Below are 17,873 nucleotides of genomic sequence, written 5' to 3' on the forward strand. Positions count from 1 at the left end.
CGTCCGATCTTTTTTGCCACAACGCGCCAAACAGATCGTCTTCCGTTCGGAACGCTTCGCTCGCGCAAATCAATCTATGGTCTCGTGGATGTCTCCATACCGCCAGTTCACAAAGCGGGGCAGATTGAGTGGCCAAATGCGAAACCTGACCCACAGAAGCACTTCCTGTTGGCAAGCACCGAAGCCTTTGAAAACAGCACCGGAATGCGGGCAGCATTAAACAAGGAGCTCGCGACCAAGGACGCGAAAAACCGCGCTGTGATCATCTATATCCATGGGTTCAACAACCGGTTTAGCGACGGCCTGTATCGTATCGCGCAGATGAGCCACGATCTTGGCCTGCCCGGGGTCGCAATAACATATTCATGGCCTTCTGCTGGGAACCCACTGAATTATGCGTATGACCGTGATAGCGCGCTGTTCGCCCGTGACGGATTGCATCGCTTGATTGAGGTTGCCACTAGATCAAACGCCCGCGAAGTCATCCTCGTTGCGCATTCCCTTGGCTCGATGGTCACAATGGAAACTTTGCGGGAACTTAGTGTTTCGGGTAACAAGCGCGCGCTCAACAGGATTGGTGGCGTTGTTCTCATGTCGCCAGACCTTGATCTAGATGTCTTCAAGTCGCAAGCCGATGCCATCGGGGAACTGCCTGACCCGTTCATCATCTTCTCGTCCAAGAAAGACCGCGCGCTACGATTGATTGAACAGCTCACCGGTCAGAAGAACAGACTTGGGCGGCTCGAAGATGTGAGCGAAATTGCTGAATATGACATCACTTATGTTGACGTGACTGCGTATAGCGAAGGTGGAACTAACCACTTTCCCGCGGCCAAATCACCAGCATTGCTAAAGCTGCTTGGTCAGATACCAGACCTGGAAAATGCGCTTTCCCGCGACGGCGCGCGCATCGGCCTGTTGCCGGGGTCCGTTTTGACTGTTCAGAATGCCACCGCGTTAATCCTATCACCGGTGGCGAGCCGGTAGTGGACACCCTTCGATTTATTCGCAGCAACGCCCATTGGCTTAGCGCGGGACTGCTCCTCACATTCGCATCATCGTTTGGGCAAACTTTCTTCCTTTCGATTTTCGCAGGCGAAATACGCGCCGAGTTCGGGCTGACACATGCGGCGTGGGGCGGCATCTATATGTTGGGCACGCTGTGCTCTGCCGCTGTGATGATCTGGGCTGGCGTCCTGACGGATTTGCTAAGGGTGCGTGTTCTAGGACCAGCAGTTCTTATTGTTCTGGCACTTGCCTGCGCTTCGATGGCCCTTGTTTCATCAATCCCAATGCTTGTCGCGCTCATCTTTATGCTGCGCTTGATGGGGCAAGGAATGTCCAGCCACGTGGCAAGCACGGCAATGGCGCGATGGTTTGTGGCTGCAAGGGGCCGGGCGCTCGCCGTTGCAAGCTTTGGGTTCTCGATCGGGGAGGCGTTACTGCCAATTATGTTCGTAGCCCTAATGGGATTGATCGGTTGGCGCAGCTCATGGCTTATCGCCTGTGGCGCGCTTGTCGTACTCGCACCTTTAGTTTTCTTGCTGCTAAAGCAAGAACGCACACCCCAATCGTCATCGTCTGATGATCATGTAGCTGGGATGGGAGGGCATCACTGGACGCGGCTTGAAGTTTTGCGATCACCGCTGTTCTGGATGGTCGTGCCTGTATTGATTGGCCCGCCCGCCTTCGGGACTGCGTTCTTCTTCCTTCAAGTCCATTTGGCAGACGTAAAAGGGTGGACCCATCTCGAGCTTGTCCAACTCTTTCCCGTTTACACAGGCATGTCGATCTGCGCGATGATCGCGTCAGGCTTTGCGATCGACAGATTTGGAACCGGCCGGATGATGTCAGTTTACACGCTGCCCTTGGCCGTCGGGTTTCTGGTATTCTCGCAAAGCACTTCGCTGGCCGGAGGCGCCCTTGGCATTGCGTTTTTCGCCATGACGTCCGGCATGCAGGCGACCCTTCCCGCAGCGTTCTGGGCCGAGTTTTTCGGGACACGGTATTTGGGAAGCATTAAGGCAATGGCCACCGCTATCATGGTGTTCGGATCTGCCATCGGGCCGGGATTAACCGGCCTGATTATCGACTTCGGGATTGATTACACGCGGCAGATGGTTAGGGTCGCCCTATACATGATCGCGGCAACTGTATTCGCAATGACCGGCTTGAAAAAGGCGCGATCTCTTTTACCGCGAGCGCCTGAGGTAGACGTAATAGGCACCTGAACCGCCATGCTTCAGGCTTGCTTGTGTCACCTGTAAAATATGGGGTTTCAGCGGGTATTGTTGGAACCAATTCGGAACCTGATGACGCAAAACGCCCAGCCGTGTGGGGATTGGCCCCCCGTCATCGCGGCTTTTTCCTTTGCCCGTGATTACCAGAACCAACCGTTTCCCCTGCGCATGAGCATCGAGAATAAACCGGTTAAGACGTGGGTGCGCCTGATCAAGGGTCATGCCATGCAAGTCCAGTCGCGCCTCGGGGCTTAGCTTTCCTTGCTTTAATCGCGTGAACGCTTTCTTGTCCATCGCCACTGGAGTTTTCGCCAAATGCTGGTCCAGACTTGGCGCCAGGTTATGTTTGGACGTCTTACTGGTTGCACGCTCTCCAAGCTTGAATGACTTGATTGGGCGTGGCGACACGGGATCGGCAACTTTGGTTTTCAATGGTCGGTTCGAGATTTTAGACTTCGACCGCACCTGCATCGGAATTGCCGTCTCGGTGACACGCGCCCAAAGCTCTTGCTCCTCTGGGTTTAGCTTTCGTTTACCGCGTCGCATCCGGTTAACCGCCGGGGGCCAGTGTGTAGGCAGTCTGGATCGGCATCAACGCAACCAACCTGCCGCGATCACGGATGCGGCCCGCAGCGCGGCCTGCCTGATCACCGGTGCCATAGTAAATATCCGCACGTTGCGCGCCTTTGATCGCAGAACCGGTATCCTGCGCAATCATCAAGCGTTGCAGCGGCTTTGCCCCGCCTTTCTCTATCCAAACAGGTCCGCCCAGAGTATTGAACTTCGGATCAACCGCGATGGAGCGCATCGGAGTGATCGAGCGGTTCATCGCACCAAGCGGGCCCTTGTCAGCAGGAACCTCGGATACTTCGCGGAAAAACACGTAGGACGGGTTGTGGCGCAAAAGCTCCGCCCCCTCAATCGGGTTTCGCTGAACCCAACGCCGAATGACCTGCGCCGAGACTTGGTGCGGCTCATAGGTGCCTCGGCGGATCAATTCCTGACCGATTGACCTGTATTCGTGACCATTCTTGCCACCATAACCCACACGCATCGCGCCGCCCTCGGCCAGCTTAACGCGACCCGACCCCTGAACTTGCAAGAAAAACTTTTCAACCGGATCGTCGATCCAGACCAGTTCCAGCCCCCGACCTTCCAGCAGGTTTTGCTCTTCAATCTCACGGCGCGAGAACCATGTGCTTCCGTTTTGAACTTCTGGAGGCTTGCTGTGGAGCGGGTATTGATATGGTCCACCGCGCCTTCGGGAACCGTGTAACTCTGGTTCAAAATATCCAGTAAACAGGGCTTGGTCTTCTCCGTTGATCAAAACGGGGCGGAAGAACAACTCAAAGAATGTGCGCGCTGATGGCTGGCTTGTCGCTAAGGCGCACAGGGTCGCCCACTCCGTATCTTTTATGTCGGCACAGGTTTCTTGAAACACAGCAAGGGCTGCGGAATGGTCATCGTCCTCCCAGCCGTCCAAATCCTCGAATTTGAGGATTTCATAGGTGGGCGCGGCGTCAGCTGAGTTGAGAGTCATGGTCGCCCCCAACGCAAATATTGCCGCTGCCCACCGGACATGCCTCATTCCCCGGTTGCGACCAATTGCCAGTTGGGATCGTCACTGCCCATGATGCGCGCAAAGGTCCAGACATCCTTGACCCGCTTAATCGCATTCGGGTCACCTTCGACAATGTCGCCGGCAGAGTCGCGGACAACAGAGGTAAGCTCACCCACAAATCTGACCTTCAACTCACCTTCTTTGGTGTCTTTGTCGTATTCTGCGTCAAGCAGCGTCAATTCGCGGACACCAACAAAGTTTGCTTGAACCAAAAGACCTTCTTTTTGACGTTGCTCGATCACTTCTTCAAATGCCTCAAGAACATCGCCCGATAGGAACGGGGCAATATCGTCGATCTCGCCCAACTCGAAAGCCATCAGGATCATCTCGTAAGCACCACGTGCGCCGCCAAGAAAGTCACTTACGCCAAAGGACGGATCAACGCGTTTCATTTCCGCAAGTGCCTTCGCGGCGTCGCTGTCTTCGTCAACGTGATCAGTAATATCACGATCCACGCCACCGTCGATAACCTCGAACTTCTGACGGGCTTTTTGTGCAGGGCCATTCGCGGGGGGTACCGGCAGCGGAGGTTTTTCAAAACCTTCACGTGTGCCGAGCACCGATTTCAACTTGAGAATGAGAAAGACGGCGATGCCCGCCAAGACAAGAAGTTCGATCATAGTGTGCTCTTCAACGCCTCTGTGTGCCGGAAAGTTGGCAAATTGGAACTCAGCCTCTTATGTAGGTGCTAGGGGGACACAAGTCCACCAAACGCTCTACTAGGAATAGGCTTTTGCCATGTGGCTATTTTTGCTCTTTGTGACGATCCCGATTGTGGAGATCGCATTGTTTATCCAGGTCGGTGGGTGGCTTGGCCTGTGGCCGACATTGGCAATCGTAATTCTGACGGCGATTCTGGGGACGTTTCTTGTGCGTGCGCAGGGACTTATGGCCATGTCGCAAATTCGGTCCAACTTGCAGGAATTTCAGGATCCAACTGAGTCTCTAGCTCATGGCGCCATGATTCTAGCGTCTGGGTTGCTGCTGCTGACGCCCGGGTTCTTCACCGATGCTGTCGGCTTTGCATTGCTGATTCCTCCTCTTCGTTTGGCATTGTTCAACTGGATCAGGAGCAAAGTGAAAGTGCAAAGTTTCGTTCAAACAGATTATCGCCGCGAGCAAAGGCCGCGGCCCGACAGTGATGTGATTGATGGCGATTTTTCCGAATTGGACGACGATACCCCCCGCCCGACGCATCAACCACCTTCAGGCTGGACACGGCATTGAGTTGAGGCGAACGTGACGACCTGTTAAGCACATCGCAGCTTTATTTCTCGCTTTAAGGAGACGCCTCAGATGGCCGAAGAAAACGGCGCGGCACCTGCCGCCCCAACACCACCCCGCATGCAAGTTCTGGCTCAGTTCATTAAGGATATGTCCTTTGAGAATATCGCCGCCCAAAAGGGTCTGGGCGAGGGTGATCAGACGCCGGACATTCAGGTTCAGGTAAATCTCGACGCGAAAAAACGTGGCGACGAGAACCAGTTTGAAGTGTCCACCAAGCTGGAAGTCACCGCCAAAACAACTGGCGAAGGCAAGCCGATCTTCCTGATGGAACTGGAGTATACAGGCATCTTCCACGTTGAAAACGTGCCGGAAGACCAGTTGCACCCATATCTGATGATCGAGTGCCCGCGCATGTTGTTCCCGTTCCTGCGTCGTATCGTATCCGACGTGACTCGTGACGGCGGCTTCCCGCCATTGAACTTGGAAACGATCGACTTCCTTGCGCTGTATCGCAACGAGCTGGCACGCCGTGCGCAGGCCGAAGCCGCAGCAAAAACCGCAGACGCTTAAGTCTGCGACTTCCACAAAGCAGCGTCGCCCAGTTTGTCTACGAAGACTTGGTGGGCGGCGCGCTCTTCCTCGGTAATCCGAGGCGCTAGCGGCTCCGGCCTTGGCATAGGACGCCATGCCTCTGAAGCCGAACCTTGGCTGGTTGATCCGCTTGAAGCAGACAGCACCAAATCGGGCTGGCGGCCACCAATCAACTCCAGATACACCTCCGCCAGAATCTCGCTATCAAGAAGCGCCCCGTGCTTTTCGCGCGCAGAGTTGTCGATACCAAAGCGGCGGCACAGTGCATCCAGCGACGCAGGCGACCCCGGGAACTTCTTTCGTGCAATCGCCAAGGTATCCAGCGCCTGATTGTTGGGCAGTAGCGCGAACCCGCCCCACCCAAGCTCCGCATTCAGAAACTTCATGTCGAAAGCTGCGTTATGAATAACCAGCGTAGCGTCGCCGACAAAATCCAGAAACGCCTGACCGACCTTTTTAAACACTGGTTTGTCGCGAAGGAATTCATCGCCAAGCCCGTGAACTTCAAACGCCCCTTGGGGCATGGCGCGCTCAGGGTTGATATACTGGTGATACACCTTGCCAGTTGGCATGTGATTGAAAAGCTCAACCGCGCCGATCTCGACGATGCGATCACCTTCTCCCGGTTCAAAGCCGGTGGTCTCGGTATCTAGTACAATTTCACGCATGTCTGGTCCTCAAATCCTCGACCAAAGATGTCACGTCAGCCTTCGTGCCTTCAAGGGTCAGGGTTTCTATAATGTAGTCTGCACGGGCGCGTTTTTGCGCGTCCGGGAGCTGCTTGGCGAGGATCGCCTCAAACATCTCCGGCGACATGGTTCCCCGCTCAAGTACCCGTTCCCGCTGCACATGAGTTGGTGCTGAAACGACCAGAATCGCATCAACCTGATCCTGTGCACCGGTTTCAAACAGAAGCGGAATGTCTAGGACAACAAGCTTGTCGTTGGCATGACTTGAAAGAAACTTCTCTCGATGAGCACGCACTAGTGGGTGAATTACATTTTCGATTTTTGTCAGAACAGACGGGTCTGTGGCGATGGCGTGCTTCATTGCCTGACGGTCAGCCGCACCATCTACAACGAAGTTCGAGTTTAGCGCGTTCAACGCTTCAACTGCACCGCCGCCTTTCGAGTAAAGTTCAGCCACTGCCTGATCTGCGTCCCAGACGGGCACACCAAGATCGCGGAACATTTGGGCCGTCGTCGACTTTCCCATTCCGATGGAGCCGGTCAGGCCCAAAATGAAACGCTTGTTGGTCATCCCAAAACAGCGCGACGCAGGTCTTCATCCACTTCAGGCGCCCGGCCAAACCATCTCTCGAACCCAGGTACGGCTTGGTGAAGCAGCATTCCAAGTCCGTCCACAGTGAAGCATCCACGTTCTTGGGCGCGTGCTAGGAATGGGGTGATCAGCGGGTTGTACACGATGTCGGTCACCAGCGTTTTTGGCGTTAGCGCATCCAAATTGAATTTCAACTCCTCTTTACCAACCATACCCAAAGCGGTCGTGTTGATAAGAGTGGTCGCGTCTTCAAGGTGGCTTGCGGCTTGTGTCCAATCCACGACTTTGATTTTTCCGCCAAAATGCGCCTTCAACGCGTCTGCCCTGGCTCGGGTACGGTTGGTCAGGATAATTTCCGGTACTTTTTCATGCAAAAGCGCGGCAACGATGGCCCGCGAAGCGCCACCCGCGCCAAGAACCAAGGCAGGACCCGCTTTGGGATCCCATCCCGGTGCTTCCTGTTTCAAATTCGAGATGAACCCGATGCCGTCGGTATTGTCCGCATGAAGCTTTCCATCGCTTTGGAATGTAAGCGTATTCGCCGCACCAATCAGCGCGGCTCTGTCAGAGATGACATCCGCAATATCCAGAACGCTTTCCTTGTGAGGCAGCGTGATATTCACGCCACGGAACCCCATTTTCGGCAGGTTGTTCAATACATGGGACAAATTCACGCTGGAAACATCCATCGGAATGTAGTGACCGTTGATACCATATCGTTTCAGCCAGTGCCCGTGCAGCGCCGGTGACTTGCTTTGCGTTATCGGTTGGCCAATTACTCCCGCGAGGAGGATTGTCTCTTTGGTCATCCGTCAATTGCTCCCGACATGGTAAGATAGCCTAGTACTTCTAATAGCGGCAGACCGAGCACTGTGAAATAGTCGCCATCCACACGGGCGAAAAGCCGCGCGCCCTCGGCTTCCAGTTGATACCCGCCAACGCAGTGGCGGATTTCCTCCCAATTTCGTTCAACGTAGCCCTCGATATAGGCGGGGTTGAGCGTGCGCATGGTTAAACGGACCTGACCCACAGTTCGCCAGACAGGCTTGGCATCTTGATAGATGACGGCTGCTGATAGCAACTTGTGTTGTTTGCCCGACATTTGCTTGAGTTGAGCGATTGCGTCGTCCGGAGACTTTGGCTTCGAAAAGACTTTGCGTTCAAACTCGAGAACCTGATCGCTGCCAATGACGATTGCTTCCGGGTGCTGATCGGCAACGCGGCGCGCCTTGAACTCGGCCAAAGTATCAGCGACATCGCGGGCCGTTGCGTCCTCGGCAAGAAGCGAGACTTTAATACTATCTTCATCAATCCGCGCAACTTTGGATGTGAAAGACAGCCCTGCCTGACGCAGCATTGTCTGTCGCGTTTCGGAGCCGGATGCGAGGATAATTAGTCGGTTCATGTGGATAACTCTGAGGGAAACCTCAGGGATACTTATTGCGTTAAGGAGGTCTTATCCACCGCGTTTGCGCAGATCGGTCATTCCACCCACACAGTTCGTTTTTTGGACCTACTCTTATCCTTTGTGGAGTATGCTATACACGGGTGTGTGCAAGGGACCTCAATGCAATTCCATTCACTATTTACCCACAGATTCTCCACCAGATAGAATTATCCTAACTTATTGTGATTTATAAGTTTTTATTGGTTCAGAGTTTTCTGTTAAGAACTCTTCTCTGTCAATCGACAATCCGTGGACAAGTATTTGATCCACACTATCCACTGTACCTACTAACAACATCATCTTTTCTTTCTTTTTTATTTATTTAAGAAGGAAAGCCGAGAGCGAGGCGCACATGACAGATTTTCTGGCAGAGATTTACCCATGGACCAAAAGTCTGCACGTGATGTCTGTGATCGCCTGGATGGCAGGGCTGTTCTATCTGCCACGATTGTTCGTTCATCACACAGAGAAAGTTGAAGTTGGATCCGAGACTGACAAGTTGTTTCAAATGATGGAGCGGAAGCTGCTCAAGCTTATCATGAATCCAGCGATGACCAGCACTTGGATTTTCGGGCTGGCCTTGGTTTTCACACCGGGCATCGTGGATTGGTCTGAGGGTTGGCCTTGGATCAAAGCTGGTGGCGTGCTGGGAATGACTTGGTTTCACGGCTGGTTGGATCAACGTCACAAAGAATTCAGGGATGGCCAGAATACGCGATCAGGCCGGACCTACCGGATGATGAACGAGCTGCCGACTGTTTTTATGATCATTATTGTTATCATGGTGATCGCACGTCCGGTTTGACGCGCATTGACTCACGCAGTCATGGTTGCTACCCAGCACCCCTAGCAGCCGTCCGGCTGTGATGACTCCCGAACTTATACATTTACGACTTGGCTTAACTGCCACCTGAATTGGGTGATCCCTTATGTCTGAAGACACGCTGAATCTCGCTGACCTCAAGAAAAATAGCCCTGCCGATCTGGTGGCTATGGCTGAGGAGCTGGAAATTGAAAACGCTTCCACGATGCGGAAAGGGGACATCATGTTCTCGATCCTCAAGGAGCGGGCGGAAGAAGGCTGGGAAATCTCTGGCGACGGTGTGCTGGAAGTTCTGCAGGACGGCTTCGGATTTCTGCGCTCTCCAGAGGCAAACTATCTGCCGGGCCCCGATGATATTTATGTCTCGCCCGATATGATCCGCAAGCACTCGCTGCGCACGGGTGACACGGTTGAAGGCGTCATGAGCGCGCCGGGTGAAAATGAAAGCTACTTTGCGATCACGTCGGTGACGCTGATCAACTTCGAGGATCCGGAGAAAGCACGCCACAAGGTGTCCTTCGACAACCTGACGCCGCTTTATCCTGACGAGCGGATGACAATGGAGCGGCAAGACCCAACGGTTAAAGACCGCTCCGCACGGATCATTGATCTGGTTGCACCCATCGGTAAAGGCCAACGGTCTTTGATCGTGGCGCCGCCACGGACTGGTAAAACGGTCTTGTTGCAGAATATTGCCAAGTCGATCGAAGAAAACCATCCGGAATGCTATCTGATCGTTCTGCTGATTGACGAGCGTCCTGAAGAGGTGACGGACATGCAGCGCTCGGTTAAGGGCGAAGTTGTCAGCTCCACTTTTGATGAGCCTGCAACACGACACGTTGGTGTGGCGGAAATGGTCATTGAAAAAGCCAAGCGACTGGTCGAACATAAGCGCGATGTTGTGATCCTTTTGGACTCCATCACCCGTTTGGGTCGTGCGTTTAACACCGTGGTCCCTTCATCCGGTAAGGTTTTGACCGGTGGTGTCGATGCGAACGCGCTACAGCGGCCTAAGCGCTTTTTCGGGGCTGCACGTAACATCGAAGAAGGTGGCTCTCTGACGATCATCGCTACGGCTCTGATCGACACCGGCTCGCGTATGGACGAAGTGATCTTTGAAGAATTCAAAGGGACGGGTAACTCGGAGATTGTTCTGGATCGCAAAGTTGCTGACAAACGCGTCTTCCCTGCGATGGATATTCTTAAATCTGGTACGCGGAAAGAAGAGCTGTTGGTCGATAAGAACGATCTTCAGAAGACTTTCGTCCTGCGCCGTATTCTGAACCCTATGGGGACAACAGATGCGATCGAGTTCCTGATTGGGAAGCTCAAGCAGACCAAGTCAAATGCAGATTTCTTCGACTCAATGAACACCTAATTTCTGTTTAAAAACAGTAAGGTATATGAATATGGACACGATATTCGCCCTCGCCACGGCGCGGGGTAAAGCTGGTGTTTCTATAATTCGTCTCAGCGGCCCGTTGGCTTTCGACGCTGCCGCAACCTTGGCTGGTCGCGATATTCCGATCCGGACACCTTTGTTAGCCAAGCTTCGGGATGGCAACGGAGGCATGATTGACCAGTCGCTTGTCCTTGGGTTCGCCGAGGGTGCAAGCTTCACCGGTGAGCGGGTCGTCGAGCTTCAAGTACATGGCAGTCCGGCAATCGTATCTGCCTTGTTGAAGCTGCTTGGCGACATGGATGGTTTGAGGCTTGCCGAGCCCGGGGAATTCACGCACCGCGCTTTGGAAAACGGGTGTCTGGATTTAGCCCAGGTCGAAGGGCTAGCCGACCTGATTGATGCAGAGACTGAAGCTCAACGTCGGCAGGCGGTTCGGGTTTTCAGCGGGGCGTTGGGCGACAAAGCGGAAGGGTGGCGTCGTGATCTGATCCGCGCGGCAGCGCTTCTTGAAGCTACCATTGATTTCGCCGATGAAGATGTTCCCGTGGATGTATCGCCTGAGGTTCGTGCGCTTACCTCAGGCGTTCGCAGCGAACTAGATCAAATGGCTGAAGGTGTTACTGCTGCAGAGCGGATCCGTGACGGGTTCGAAGTCGCGATCGTTGGCCCTCCGAATATTGGCAAGTCCACGCTGTTGAATACATTGGCAGGCCGAGAGGCGGCGATTACGTCTTCTGTGGCGGGCACAACGCGGGACATCATCGAAGTTAGAATGGATTTACGCGGATTGCCCGTGACGTTTCTTGACACGGCTGGGTTGCGTGACACCGATGATGAGGTTGAATCCATTGGTATTGACCGAGCGTTGAGGCGTGCAGAAATGGCTGATCTGCGTGTTTTCTTGGTAGAAAACACTGATGCTTTACTTCCATTGAAGGTTTTGCGGGATGATATCGTTGTACGTGGAAAAGCCGATCAAACAGGCTCCGGTCTGTCTGGTTTAACGGGCCAAGGGGTTCCGGACCTGCTGGAAAAGGTGCATGCGGTTTTGGAACATCGCGCATCAGGTGCGGGTTTGGCGATAAGAGAACGGCATAGAATTGCGCTGCATCGAGCGTCTGGCGCGTTGGAGGGCTGCGACCGAGAGATGCTTTACGGCATGGATCGGGCGGAGATTGCAGCCGAGGAGCTTAGGACCGCTGTCAGGGCGCTAGAAAGTATGATAGGACGCGTCGACGTCGAATCCGTGCTGGATGAGATATTCGCGAGTTTTTGTTTGGGCAAATAGGAGTGTTTCACGTGAAACATTCATCATTCGATGTGATTGTAATTGGCGGCGGTCACGCTGGCACCGAAGCTGCGCATGCTGCGGCGCGCACCGGTGCGCGTACTGCGTTAATCACTCAAAAAGCTGAAACCATTGGCGTAATGTCGTGTAATCCGGCAATTGGCGGCTTAGGAAAAGGGCATTTGGTTCGTGAGATCGATGCGCTTGACGGTTTGATGGGGCGAGCTGCGGACCTCGCGGGCATCCAGTTCAGGCTTCTGAACAGGCGCAAGGGGCCTGCAGTACAAGGGCCCAGGGCGCAAGCGGATAGAGCGCTATATCGGTCGGCAATTCAAAAACTTATGGCCAGTCAACCCAATCTGTCGGTTATCGAGGCGGAAGTAGAAGATCTTATCGTCGCGAATGGTTCAGTTGGAGGGGTTGTTCTATCTGACGGGTCTGAGGTCACCTCTCGTTCGGTGGTTCTGACAGCAGGCACCTTCTTGCGTGGCGTTATTCATATAGGTGATGATTCTCGACCGGGGGGACGCGTCGGGGATGCGCCTGTCGTGCGATTGGCAGAGCGGATTGATACATTTGGTGTAGAAATGGGCCGCCTAAAAACCGGCACACCTCCAAGGCTTGCTAGCGATTCGATCAATTGGTCGATCTTGGAGCTTCAGCCCGGAGATGACGAGCCGGAGCTGTTTTCCTTCATGTCCAAGAAGGTTTCGGCAAAGCAGATTTCTTGCGGTATTACGCACACGAATGAGAAGACTCATGATCTCATTCGCGACAACCTTGAACGGTCTGCAATGTATGGGGGTCATATCGATGGAGTTGGCCCCCGTTACTGTCCCTCGATTGAAGATAAAGTTGTGCGCTTTGCAGATAAAACCTCTCATCAGGTTTTCTTGGAACCTGAAGGGATCGATAGCAACAGTTTGTATCCCAATGGAATCTCCACATCTCTACCCGAGGCAGTGCAAGAGAAGTATGTTCAATCAATACAAGGGCTTGAAGCTGCTCGTATTTTGCAGCCGGGCTATGCGATCGAATATGATTTTGTTGATCCGCGAGCGTTGAATAGGACGCTAGAGCTTGATGTTATGCCGGGATTGTATTTGGCGGGCCAGATCAACGGAACAACTGGATATGAAGAAGCGGGCGCTCAGGGATTGGTTGCCGGAGTTAACGCGGCTCGTCGCGCCCTAGGTCAGGATGAATTTATTCTGGGCCGTTCTGAGGCATATATTGGGGTCATGATCGACGATTTGATCACGCGCGGTGTTCAAGAGCCATATCGAATGTTTACATCGCGGGCGGAGTATCGAATGTCGCTGAGGGCAGACAATGCAGATCAACGTTTGACTGAAATTGGTGTTGCCATCGGATGCGTCGGGTCAGAGCGCGCCTCGGTGTTTGGTGAAAAGAAAGAAAAGCTGGTAAGTCTTCGTTCGGAGATGGAGGCGATCCGCGTGTCTCCTCAAGAAGCAGAGAAAGCAGGTTTGCGGGTTAACAAGGACGGTCGTTTGAGGTCTACATTTGAACTGCTTTCGTTCCCGGATGTGACGCTTGATGCGGTTGAGTCTTTGGTTCCAACGATTTCTTCTTACCCAACCGAGATCGGGGTTCAGGTGGCGCGAGATGCTTTGTACGCCAATTATCTGGAACGGCAGAACAGAGACGCAGAGGCGCTTCGCAAAGATGAAGCCATCGTTATTCCAAGGGATTTTAGCTTTGATGAGTTGAAAGGCCTTTCTAATGAACTGAAAACCAAGCTTACCCGCGCGCGGCCTGCAACACTGGCTCAAGCGTCGAAGGTGGACGGAGTCACCCCCGCTGCGCTTACGCTTATTCTTGGAAAGATTAAGGCAGAAAAGGCGCGTGCAAGTTGATGATGGGTGAACAAGACCAGTTCGCCTCGCAGTACGATGTTTCACGTGAAACAATTGAGCGACTTTGCATTTATGAAGATTTGCTAAAGAAATGGACAACCAGAATCAATTTGATTGCCAGGTCGACGATATCTCAGATTTGGTCTCGACATTTCGCCGACTCAGCACAGATTTTCAACGAAATACCGGTTAACTCGGAAAAACTCAGTGACTTTGGCTCTGGTGGTGGCTTTCCCGGTCTCGTGATTGCAGCACTAGGACTGGAGAAAATGCCGGAACTTCACGTGTCCCTTGTAGAATCAGATGTTCGCAAAGCCTCGTTCCTTGTCACCGCCGCTCGCGAAATGGGGCTAAGAGTTGATGTTCATGCAGATCGCGTAGAGTCGTTGCAACCACAGGCTGCAGATGTTGTTACGGCCCGCGCATTGGCACCGTTGGGGGACCTGCTTTCTCTTGCCGAGATGCACCTGAAAAACCATGGAACGGCCATGTTTTTAAAGGGTGAGCGGCATCAAGAGGAACTGGACATAGCCTCAACGATGTGGGACTTCAAAGTGAACAAACAGAAAAGCACGACCAATGATGCGTCAGCGCTTTTGATAATAACAAATCTGAGGCGAGCAGCTTAAATGGCCAAGAAGCCACCAAGAATCATCTCTGTCGCCAACCAAAAAGGCGGTGTGGGAAAGACTACGACGACAATCAATCTGGGAGCCGCATTGGCGGCGAAGGGATTGAAGGTCGCGTTGATCGATCTTGATCCCCAAGGCAACGCGTCAACCGGGTTGGGCATTGATCACAACGACCGCGACAAAACTACCTATGATTTGCTACTCAATGAGATGCCCTTGGCAGATATTTTGAGGAAAACAGCAGTTCCAGGTCTGGTTATTTCACCGGCCAACTCCGATCTCAGCTCTGCGGATTTGGAACTGGTTTCGACAGCACGACGGATATTCCTTATAAAGGACGCACTGACGGGACCTGACATAGACGTTCTCGATCTGGATTATATCCTGATTGACTGCCCGCCATCGTTAAACTTGCTAACTCTGAATGCGATGGTCGCCTCGGATTCTGTTCTTGTCCCTCTTCAGGCAGAATTCTTTGCGCTAGAAGGTCTTTCGCAATTGATGTTGTCGGTACGAGAAATCCGTGAAACCGCGAATTCGAAGCTTCGCTTGGAAGGTGTTGTGCTAACAATGTATGACAGACGCAACAACTTGTGCCACCAAGTCGAGCTCGATGTGAGGGAAAACCTTCGTGACCTTGTGTTCAAAACCATGATCCCAAGAAATGTGCGCCTCAGTGAAGCGCCTTCATACGGTCTCCCAGTGATTAACTATGATCCGAGCTCACTCGGATCTGTGGCGTACAAGTCGCTGGCGACTGAGATACTGGCGCGGCACTCTAAACAGGATGGAGCTTAAAATGGCTGAAAAACGTGGACTGGGCCGTGGACTCTCGGCGCTGATGGCGGACATTGATGTGTCTGTGCCTGCAATATCAGATAGCTCAACTGGAGCGGGTGAACGGATTGTCCCAATCGAAAGAATCGAGCCGAACCCAGATCAGCCGCGTAGAGATTTTGTTAAGGCTGATCTTGAAGAGCTTGCGGAATCGATTCGGGAGAAGGGCATTATTCAGCCCTTAATCGTCCGGGTTCACCCTAAAGCGGCCGATAAGTTTGAAATTGTAGCCGGTGAGCGCCGGTGGCGCGCTGCGCAGATGGCTCAGGTGCATGAAGTTCCGGTGGTTTTGCGTCAGCTAAACGACACGGAAGTTCTTGAAATCGCAATTATCGAGAACATTCAACGATCTGATCTGAATCCGGTAGAGGAGGCGATGGGCTATCGTCAGCTGCAGGATAAATTTGGGCATACGCAGGAACAGTTGGCGACTGCGTTGGGTAAAAGTCGCAGTCATATTGCAAACTTGATGCGTTTATTGAGCTTGCCCGAAGATGTGGTGCGGATGCTACGGCAGGGAGATTTGACCAGTGGACATGCGCGCGCACTCATTACGACTGACAACCCGAGTGATCTGGCAAGGAAAGTTGTAAAGGAAGGGCTATCTGTTCGCGAAACAGAACGGTTGGCAAAGTCTGGCGGGGCAAAGCCGAAGCGTAAAAAGGAGCCTTCGAGCTCAGAAAAAGACGCTGATACCAAAGCGCTGGAAGGCGATCTGACCGCGACCTTGAAAATGGGCGTGAGCATTGATCATAAGGCAGGCACAGAAGGTGGCCGCGTTACAATATCCTACAAGGACTTTGAGCAATTGGATGAGCTTTGCCGACGGCTTGCGGGGAATTGAGGTTTTAAGTCACCAGCTGTGCCAAGATCGAGTTTAATAGGATTTTAGAGCGCGCAGGGACAGCTAACTTCGATTGATTAATCTCTAAATGACCCATATTCACTAAGCCCTTGATTTTATGATCAGAAATCACATCTTGATCAAGAGAGCGCAACCAATCAAGGTCACAGCCCTCGGCTAATCTCAAGGACATCAGAAGATATTCGAGCGCTTGTTCTTCTTTCGTGAGGTATGAGTTGTTGGTCTCACCCGAGCCTGTGGCAGAGACAGATTCCAACCATTTTGCCGGTGCAAGGTGGGTTTCGGTTGCTTTGCGTTGCGCGCCGACATCGAATCTACCGTGCGCGCCAGGACCAACCCCCACATAGTCCCCTCCACGCCAGTAAATCAGGTTATGGCGTGATTCCTGACCCGGTGTCGCATGATTAGACACTTCATAGGCCGCAAAACCATGTGCTTCGGTGATTGTTTGGGTAAGCTCATATAGATCTGCGGAAAGGTCCTCATGAGGAAGGCCAAGGAGACCGCCACGTGCAAAGCGTTCGCCGAAGGCGGTACCGTCTTCGATGGTCAGTTGGTATAAGGAGAGGTGATCGGCTGCCATAGTTAAGGCGCGGGTCAGTTCTGCCTCCCAATCGGTGAGTGACTGGTTCTGACGTGCGTAGATCAGGTCAAAACTGACCCGATCAAAGGTAGTACGTGCAATGTCAAACGCGTGCTCGGCCTCTGACACGGTATGAAGCCGGCCAAGTAACTTTAGATCGGCATCGTTGAGTGCCTGAATGCCCATCGAAATGCGATTTACGCCTGCTTGGCGGAATCCCTTGAACCGGTTGGCCTCAACAGAAGTGGGGTTTGCCTCAAGCGTGATCTCGACATCATTGGTGAGTCGCCAGTTCTTTTGAATCCGTTCAATAATCGCGGAAACCGTCTCTGGCAGCATCAGGCTGGGGGTGCCACCGCCGAAAAAGATTGAGCTGACGACGGGATCTGGTGTTAGTTCTGCAAGACGATCTATTTCGGTTAAATAGGCTCTAACCCATACGGATTGGTCGACATTTGCCGAAACATGGCTGTTGAAATCACAATACGGACACTTCGCCTGACAAAAGGGCCAGTGAACATAAACGCCAAATCCAGATCTCTGCCAGTTTTCAGGTTTCAAAAGCTTCTACCAGCTTGGCGAAGGCATTGGCGCGGTGGCTGATCTTGTTCTTTTCCCAACGATCCATTTGCCCAAACGTGATGTCATACCCATTCGGCTGAAATATCGGATCGTAGCCGTGACCTTGATCACCGCGCATGGGCCAGACGACTTGACCCTCCATTGTCCCGGCAAAGACCTCGTCATGTCCGTCGGGCCAGGCAAGAACGAGGGTGGCACAAAATCGGGCAGTCCAAGGTGCTTTATGACCTGATTTGATAATCTCGTCATAGGTACGGGTCATCGCAACGGCGAAATCCCGACCGTCCGGCGTTTCAGACCAATCGGCGGTGTAGACGCCGGGTGCGCCATTTAAACAGTCAACCTCGATACCGCTGTCATCCGAGAGAGAGGGCAAGCCTGTCGCTTGAGCGGCGGCATGCGCCTTTATTCTGGCGTTTCCAACAAAAGTGTTCTCGGTTTCGTCTGGTTCTGGCAAGTTGTGCTCTGCCGCAGAGGCCACATTGATCCCAAAAGGCTCTAATAATGCTGAAATCTCTTCCAGCTTACCTTTGTTGTGCGTCGCAACAAGCAGCGTATCACCAGTGAACTTTCGCAT

General features: G+C 53.0%; 20 protein-coding genes. 11 read left to right on the forward strand and 9 right to left on the reverse strand.

The features are described 5' to 3' along the window. Positions 1-204 precede the first annotated feature (204 nt). On the forward strand, positions 205-987 hold the full coding sequence (locus tag BDE40_RS16965) for an alpha/beta hydrolase (RefSeq protein ID WP_162848120.1): 783 nt from the start codon (positions 205-207) through the stop codon (positions 985-987). Continuing rightward, entirely contained in the window at positions 987-2,231 is a 1,245-nt protein-coding gene (locus BDE40_RS16970; protein ID WP_134016586.1) for an MFS transporter, read from the forward strand. The genes BDE40_RS16965 and BDE40_RS16970 overlap by 1 nt, the downstream gene beginning before the upstream one ends. Here the strand turns inward: BDE40_RS16970 and BDE40_RS16975 are convergent. The 3 genes from BDE40_RS16975 to BDE40_RS16985 are packed head-to-tail and all read right to left on the reverse strand — an operon-like array spanning position 2,193 to position 4,481. Then, positions 2,193-2,786: a Smr/MutS family protein gene (locus BDE40_RS16975; protein WP_134016588.1), complete on the reverse strand. Its 594-nt coding sequence runs from the start codon at positions 2,784-2,786 to the stop codon at positions 2,193-2,195. The two genes, BDE40_RS16970 and BDE40_RS16975, sit on opposite strands and share 39 nt — an antisense overlap. 4 nt (positions 2,787-2,790) lie before the next feature. Then, positions 2,791-3,780: a murein transglycosylase A gene (mltA, locus tag BDE40_RS16980; RefSeq protein ID WP_246030495.1), complete on the reverse strand. Its 990-nt coding sequence runs from the start codon at positions 3,778-3,780 to the stop codon at positions 2,791-2,793. A 44-nt stretch (positions 3,781-3,824) separates the two neighbouring features. Beyond that, positions 3,825-4,481, reverse strand: a complete 657-nt coding sequence (locus BDE40_RS16985) for a Tim44/TimA family putative adaptor protein (RefSeq protein ID WP_134016592.1) — start codon at positions 4,479-4,481, stop codon at positions 3,825-3,827. Positions 4,482-4,599: 118 nt separating this feature from the next. On the opposite strand from BDE40_RS16985, the gene BDE40_RS16990 reads away from it, so the two are divergent. Further along, entirely contained in the window at positions 4,600-5,088 is a 489-nt protein-coding gene (locus BDE40_RS16990) for an FxsA family protein (protein WP_134016594.1), read from the forward strand. 69 nt (positions 5,089-5,157) lie between these two features. Then, entirely contained in the window at positions 5,158-5,658 is a 501-nt protein-coding gene (secB, locus tag BDE40_RS16995; RefSeq protein ID WP_073144694.1) for a protein-export chaperone SecB, read from the forward strand. On the opposite strand, the gene dnaQ is transcribed toward secB, so the two are convergent. The 4 genes from dnaQ to BDE40_RS17015 are packed head-to-tail and all read right to left on the reverse strand — an operon-like array spanning position 5,655 to position 8,365. Further along, the gene (gene dnaQ, locus BDE40_RS17000) at positions 5,655-6,347 is read right to left on the reverse strand and encodes a DNA polymerase III subunit epsilon (protein WP_134016596.1); all 693 of its coding nucleotides are present in this window, start codon (positions 6,345-6,347) and stop codon (positions 5,655-5,657) included. The genes secB and dnaQ overlap by 4 nt on opposite strands. Next, the gene (coaE, locus tag BDE40_RS17005) at positions 6,340-6,939 is read right to left on the reverse strand and encodes a dephospho-CoA kinase (protein ID WP_134016598.1); all 600 of its coding nucleotides are present in this window, start codon (positions 6,937-6,939) and stop codon (positions 6,340-6,342) included. The genes dnaQ and coaE overlap by 8 nt, the downstream gene beginning before the upstream one ends. Next, positions 6,936-7,769: a shikimate dehydrogenase gene (locus BDE40_RS17010; protein ID WP_134016600.1), complete on the reverse strand. Its 834-nt coding sequence runs from the start codon at positions 7,767-7,769 to the stop codon at positions 6,936-6,938. Before BDE40_RS17010 ends, coaE begins: the two co-directional genes overlap by 4 nt. Further along, a complete protein-coding gene (locus tag BDE40_RS17015; protein ID WP_134016603.1) occupies positions 7,766-8,365 on the reverse strand; it encodes a Maf family protein in 600 nt (199 codons plus the stop codon). Before BDE40_RS17015 ends, BDE40_RS17010 begins: the two co-directional genes overlap by 4 nt. Before the next feature lie 394 nt (positions 8,366-8,759). Between BDE40_RS17015 and hemJ the strand changes: the two genes are divergently transcribed. The 7 genes from hemJ to BDE40_RS17050 all read left to right on the forward strand — a co-directional run bounded on the left by hemJ (position 8,760) and on the right by BDE40_RS17050 (position 16,110). After that, positions 8,760-9,212: a protoporphyrinogen oxidase HemJ gene (hemJ, locus tag BDE40_RS17020; protein WP_134016605.1), complete on the forward strand. Its 453-nt coding sequence runs from the start codon at positions 8,760-8,762 to the stop codon at positions 9,210-9,212. Positions 9,213-9,336: 124 nt separating this feature from the next. Further along, positions 9,337-10,608 (forward strand): transcription termination factor Rho, encoded by a 1,272-nt coding sequence (gene rho / locus BDE40_RS17025; RefSeq protein ID WP_134016607.1) that lies wholly within the window; start codon positions 9,337-9,339, stop codon positions 10,606-10,608. A gap of 31 nt (positions 10,609-10,639) precedes the next feature. Continuing rightward, entirely contained in the window at positions 10,640-11,920 is a 1,281-nt protein-coding gene (mnmE, locus tag BDE40_RS17030; RefSeq protein WP_134016609.1) for a tRNA uridine-5-carboxymethylaminomethyl(34) synthesis GTPase MnmE, read from the forward strand. An 11-nt stretch (positions 11,921-11,931) separates the two neighbouring features. Next, positions 11,932-13,797 carry a tRNA uridine-5-carboxymethylaminomethyl(34) synthesis enzyme MnmG gene (gene mnmG / locus BDE40_RS17035; protein WP_134016611.1) on the forward strand — a complete coding sequence of 622 codons (1,866 nt, stop codon included), beginning with the start codon at positions 11,932-11,934 and terminating at the stop codon, positions 13,795-13,797. Then, positions 13,797-14,426, forward strand: a complete 630-nt coding sequence (rsmG, locus tag BDE40_RS17040; protein WP_134016613.1) for a 16S rRNA (guanine(527)-N(7))-methyltransferase RsmG — start codon at positions 13,797-13,799, stop codon at positions 14,424-14,426. Before mnmG ends, rsmG begins: the two co-directional genes overlap by 1 nt. Continuing rightward, positions 14,427-15,227, forward strand: coding sequence for a ParA family protein (locus BDE40_RS17045; RefSeq protein WP_134016615.1), 801 nt, complete (start codon positions 14,427-14,429; stop codon positions 15,225-15,227). Then, on the forward strand, positions 15,217-16,110 hold the full coding sequence (locus BDE40_RS17050) for a ParB/RepB/Spo0J family partition protein (RefSeq protein WP_134016617.1): 894 nt from the start codon (positions 15,217-15,219) through the stop codon (positions 16,108-16,110). The genes BDE40_RS17045 and BDE40_RS17050 overlap by 11 nt, the downstream gene beginning before the upstream one ends. A 4-nt stretch (positions 16,111-16,114) precedes the next feature. On the opposite strand, the gene hemW is transcribed toward BDE40_RS17050, so the two are convergent. Continuing rightward, positions 16,115-17,275, reverse strand: a complete 1,161-nt coding sequence (hemW, locus tag BDE40_RS17055) for a radical SAM family heme chaperone HemW (RefSeq protein ID WP_134016618.1) — start codon at positions 17,273-17,275, stop codon at positions 16,115-16,117. Then, positions 17,265-17,873, reverse strand: a complete 609-nt coding sequence (gene rdgB / locus BDE40_RS17060) for an RdgB/HAM1 family non-canonical purine NTP pyrophosphatase (protein ID WP_134016620.1) — start codon at positions 17,871-17,873, stop codon at positions 17,265-17,267. The genes hemW and rdgB overlap by 11 nt, the downstream gene beginning before the upstream one ends.

The sequence above is a fragment of the Litoreibacter halocynthiae genome (genome assembly GCF_004365635.1).
Classification (GTDB): domain Bacteria; phylum Pseudomonadota; class Alphaproteobacteria; order Rhodobacterales; family Rhodobacteraceae; genus Litoreibacter; species Litoreibacter halocynthiae.

What these genes read in the sequence shown, in the direction of transcription:
- BDE40_RS17015 (WP_134016603.1), bottom strand. Translation starts at nt 8,365, where the DNA reads ATGAACCGACTAATTATCCTCGCATCCGGCTCCGAAACGCGACAGACA.
- rdgB (WP_134016620.1), bottom strand. Translation starts at nt 17,873, where the DNA reads ATGCGAAAGTTCACTGGTGATACGCTGCTTGTTGCGACGCACAACAAA.
- rho (WP_134016607.1), top strand. Translation starts at nt 9,337, where the DNA reads ATGTCTGAAGACACGCTGAATCTCGCTGACCTCAAGAAAAATAGCCCT.
- rsmG (WP_134016613.1), top strand. Translation starts at nt 13,797, where the DNA reads ATGATGGGTGAACAAGACCAGTTCGCCTCGCAGTACGATGTTTCACGT.
- mnmE (WP_134016609.1), top strand. Translation starts at nt 10,640, where the DNA reads ATGGACACGATATTCGCCCTCGCCACGGCGCGGGGTAAAGCTGGTGTT.
- BDE40_RS17050 (WP_134016617.1), top strand. Translation starts at nt 15,217, where the DNA reads ATGGAGCTTAAAATGGCTGAAAAACGTGGACTGGGCCGTGGACTCTCG.
- dnaQ (WP_134016596.1), bottom strand. Translation starts at nt 6,347, where the DNA reads ATGCGTGAAATTGTACTAGATACCGAGACCACCGGCTTTGAACCGGGA.
- mltA (WP_246030495.1), bottom strand. Translation starts at nt 3,780, where the DNA reads ATGACTCTCAACTCAGCTGACGCCGCGCCCACCTATGAAATCCTCAAA.
- secB (WP_073144694.1), top strand. Translation starts at nt 5,158, where the DNA reads ATGGCCGAAGAAAACGGCGCGGCACCTGCCGCCCCAACACCACCCCGC.
- BDE40_RS17045 (WP_134016615.1), top strand. Translation starts at nt 14,427, where the DNA reads ATGGCCAAGAAGCCACCAAGAATCATCTCTGTCGCCAACCAAAAAGGC.
- coaE (WP_134016598.1), bottom strand. Translation starts at nt 6,939, where the DNA reads ATGACCAACAAGCGTTTCATTTTGGGCCTGACCGGCTCCATCGGAATG.
- BDE40_RS16965 (WP_162848120.1), top strand. Translation starts at nt 205, where the DNA reads ATGCGGGCAGCATTAAACAAGGAGCTCGCGACCAAGGACGCGAAAAAC.
- BDE40_RS16975 (WP_134016588.1), bottom strand. Translation starts at nt 2,786, where the DNA reads ATGCGACGCGGTAAACGAAAGCTAAACCCAGAGGAGCAAGAGCTTTGG.
- BDE40_RS17010 (WP_134016600.1), bottom strand. Translation starts at nt 7,769, where the DNA reads ATGACCAAAGAGACAATCCTCCTCGCGGGAGTAATTGGCCAACCGATA.
- BDE40_RS16985 (WP_134016592.1), bottom strand. Translation starts at nt 4,481, where the DNA reads ATGATCGAACTTCTTGTCTTGGCGGGCATCGCCGTCTTTCTCATTCTC.
- hemJ (WP_134016605.1), top strand. Translation starts at nt 8,760, where the DNA reads ATGACAGATTTTCTGGCAGAGATTTACCCATGGACCAAAAGTCTGCAC.
- BDE40_RS16990 (WP_134016594.1), top strand. Translation starts at nt 4,600, where the DNA reads ATGTGGCTATTTTTGCTCTTTGTGACGATCCCGATTGTGGAGATCGCA.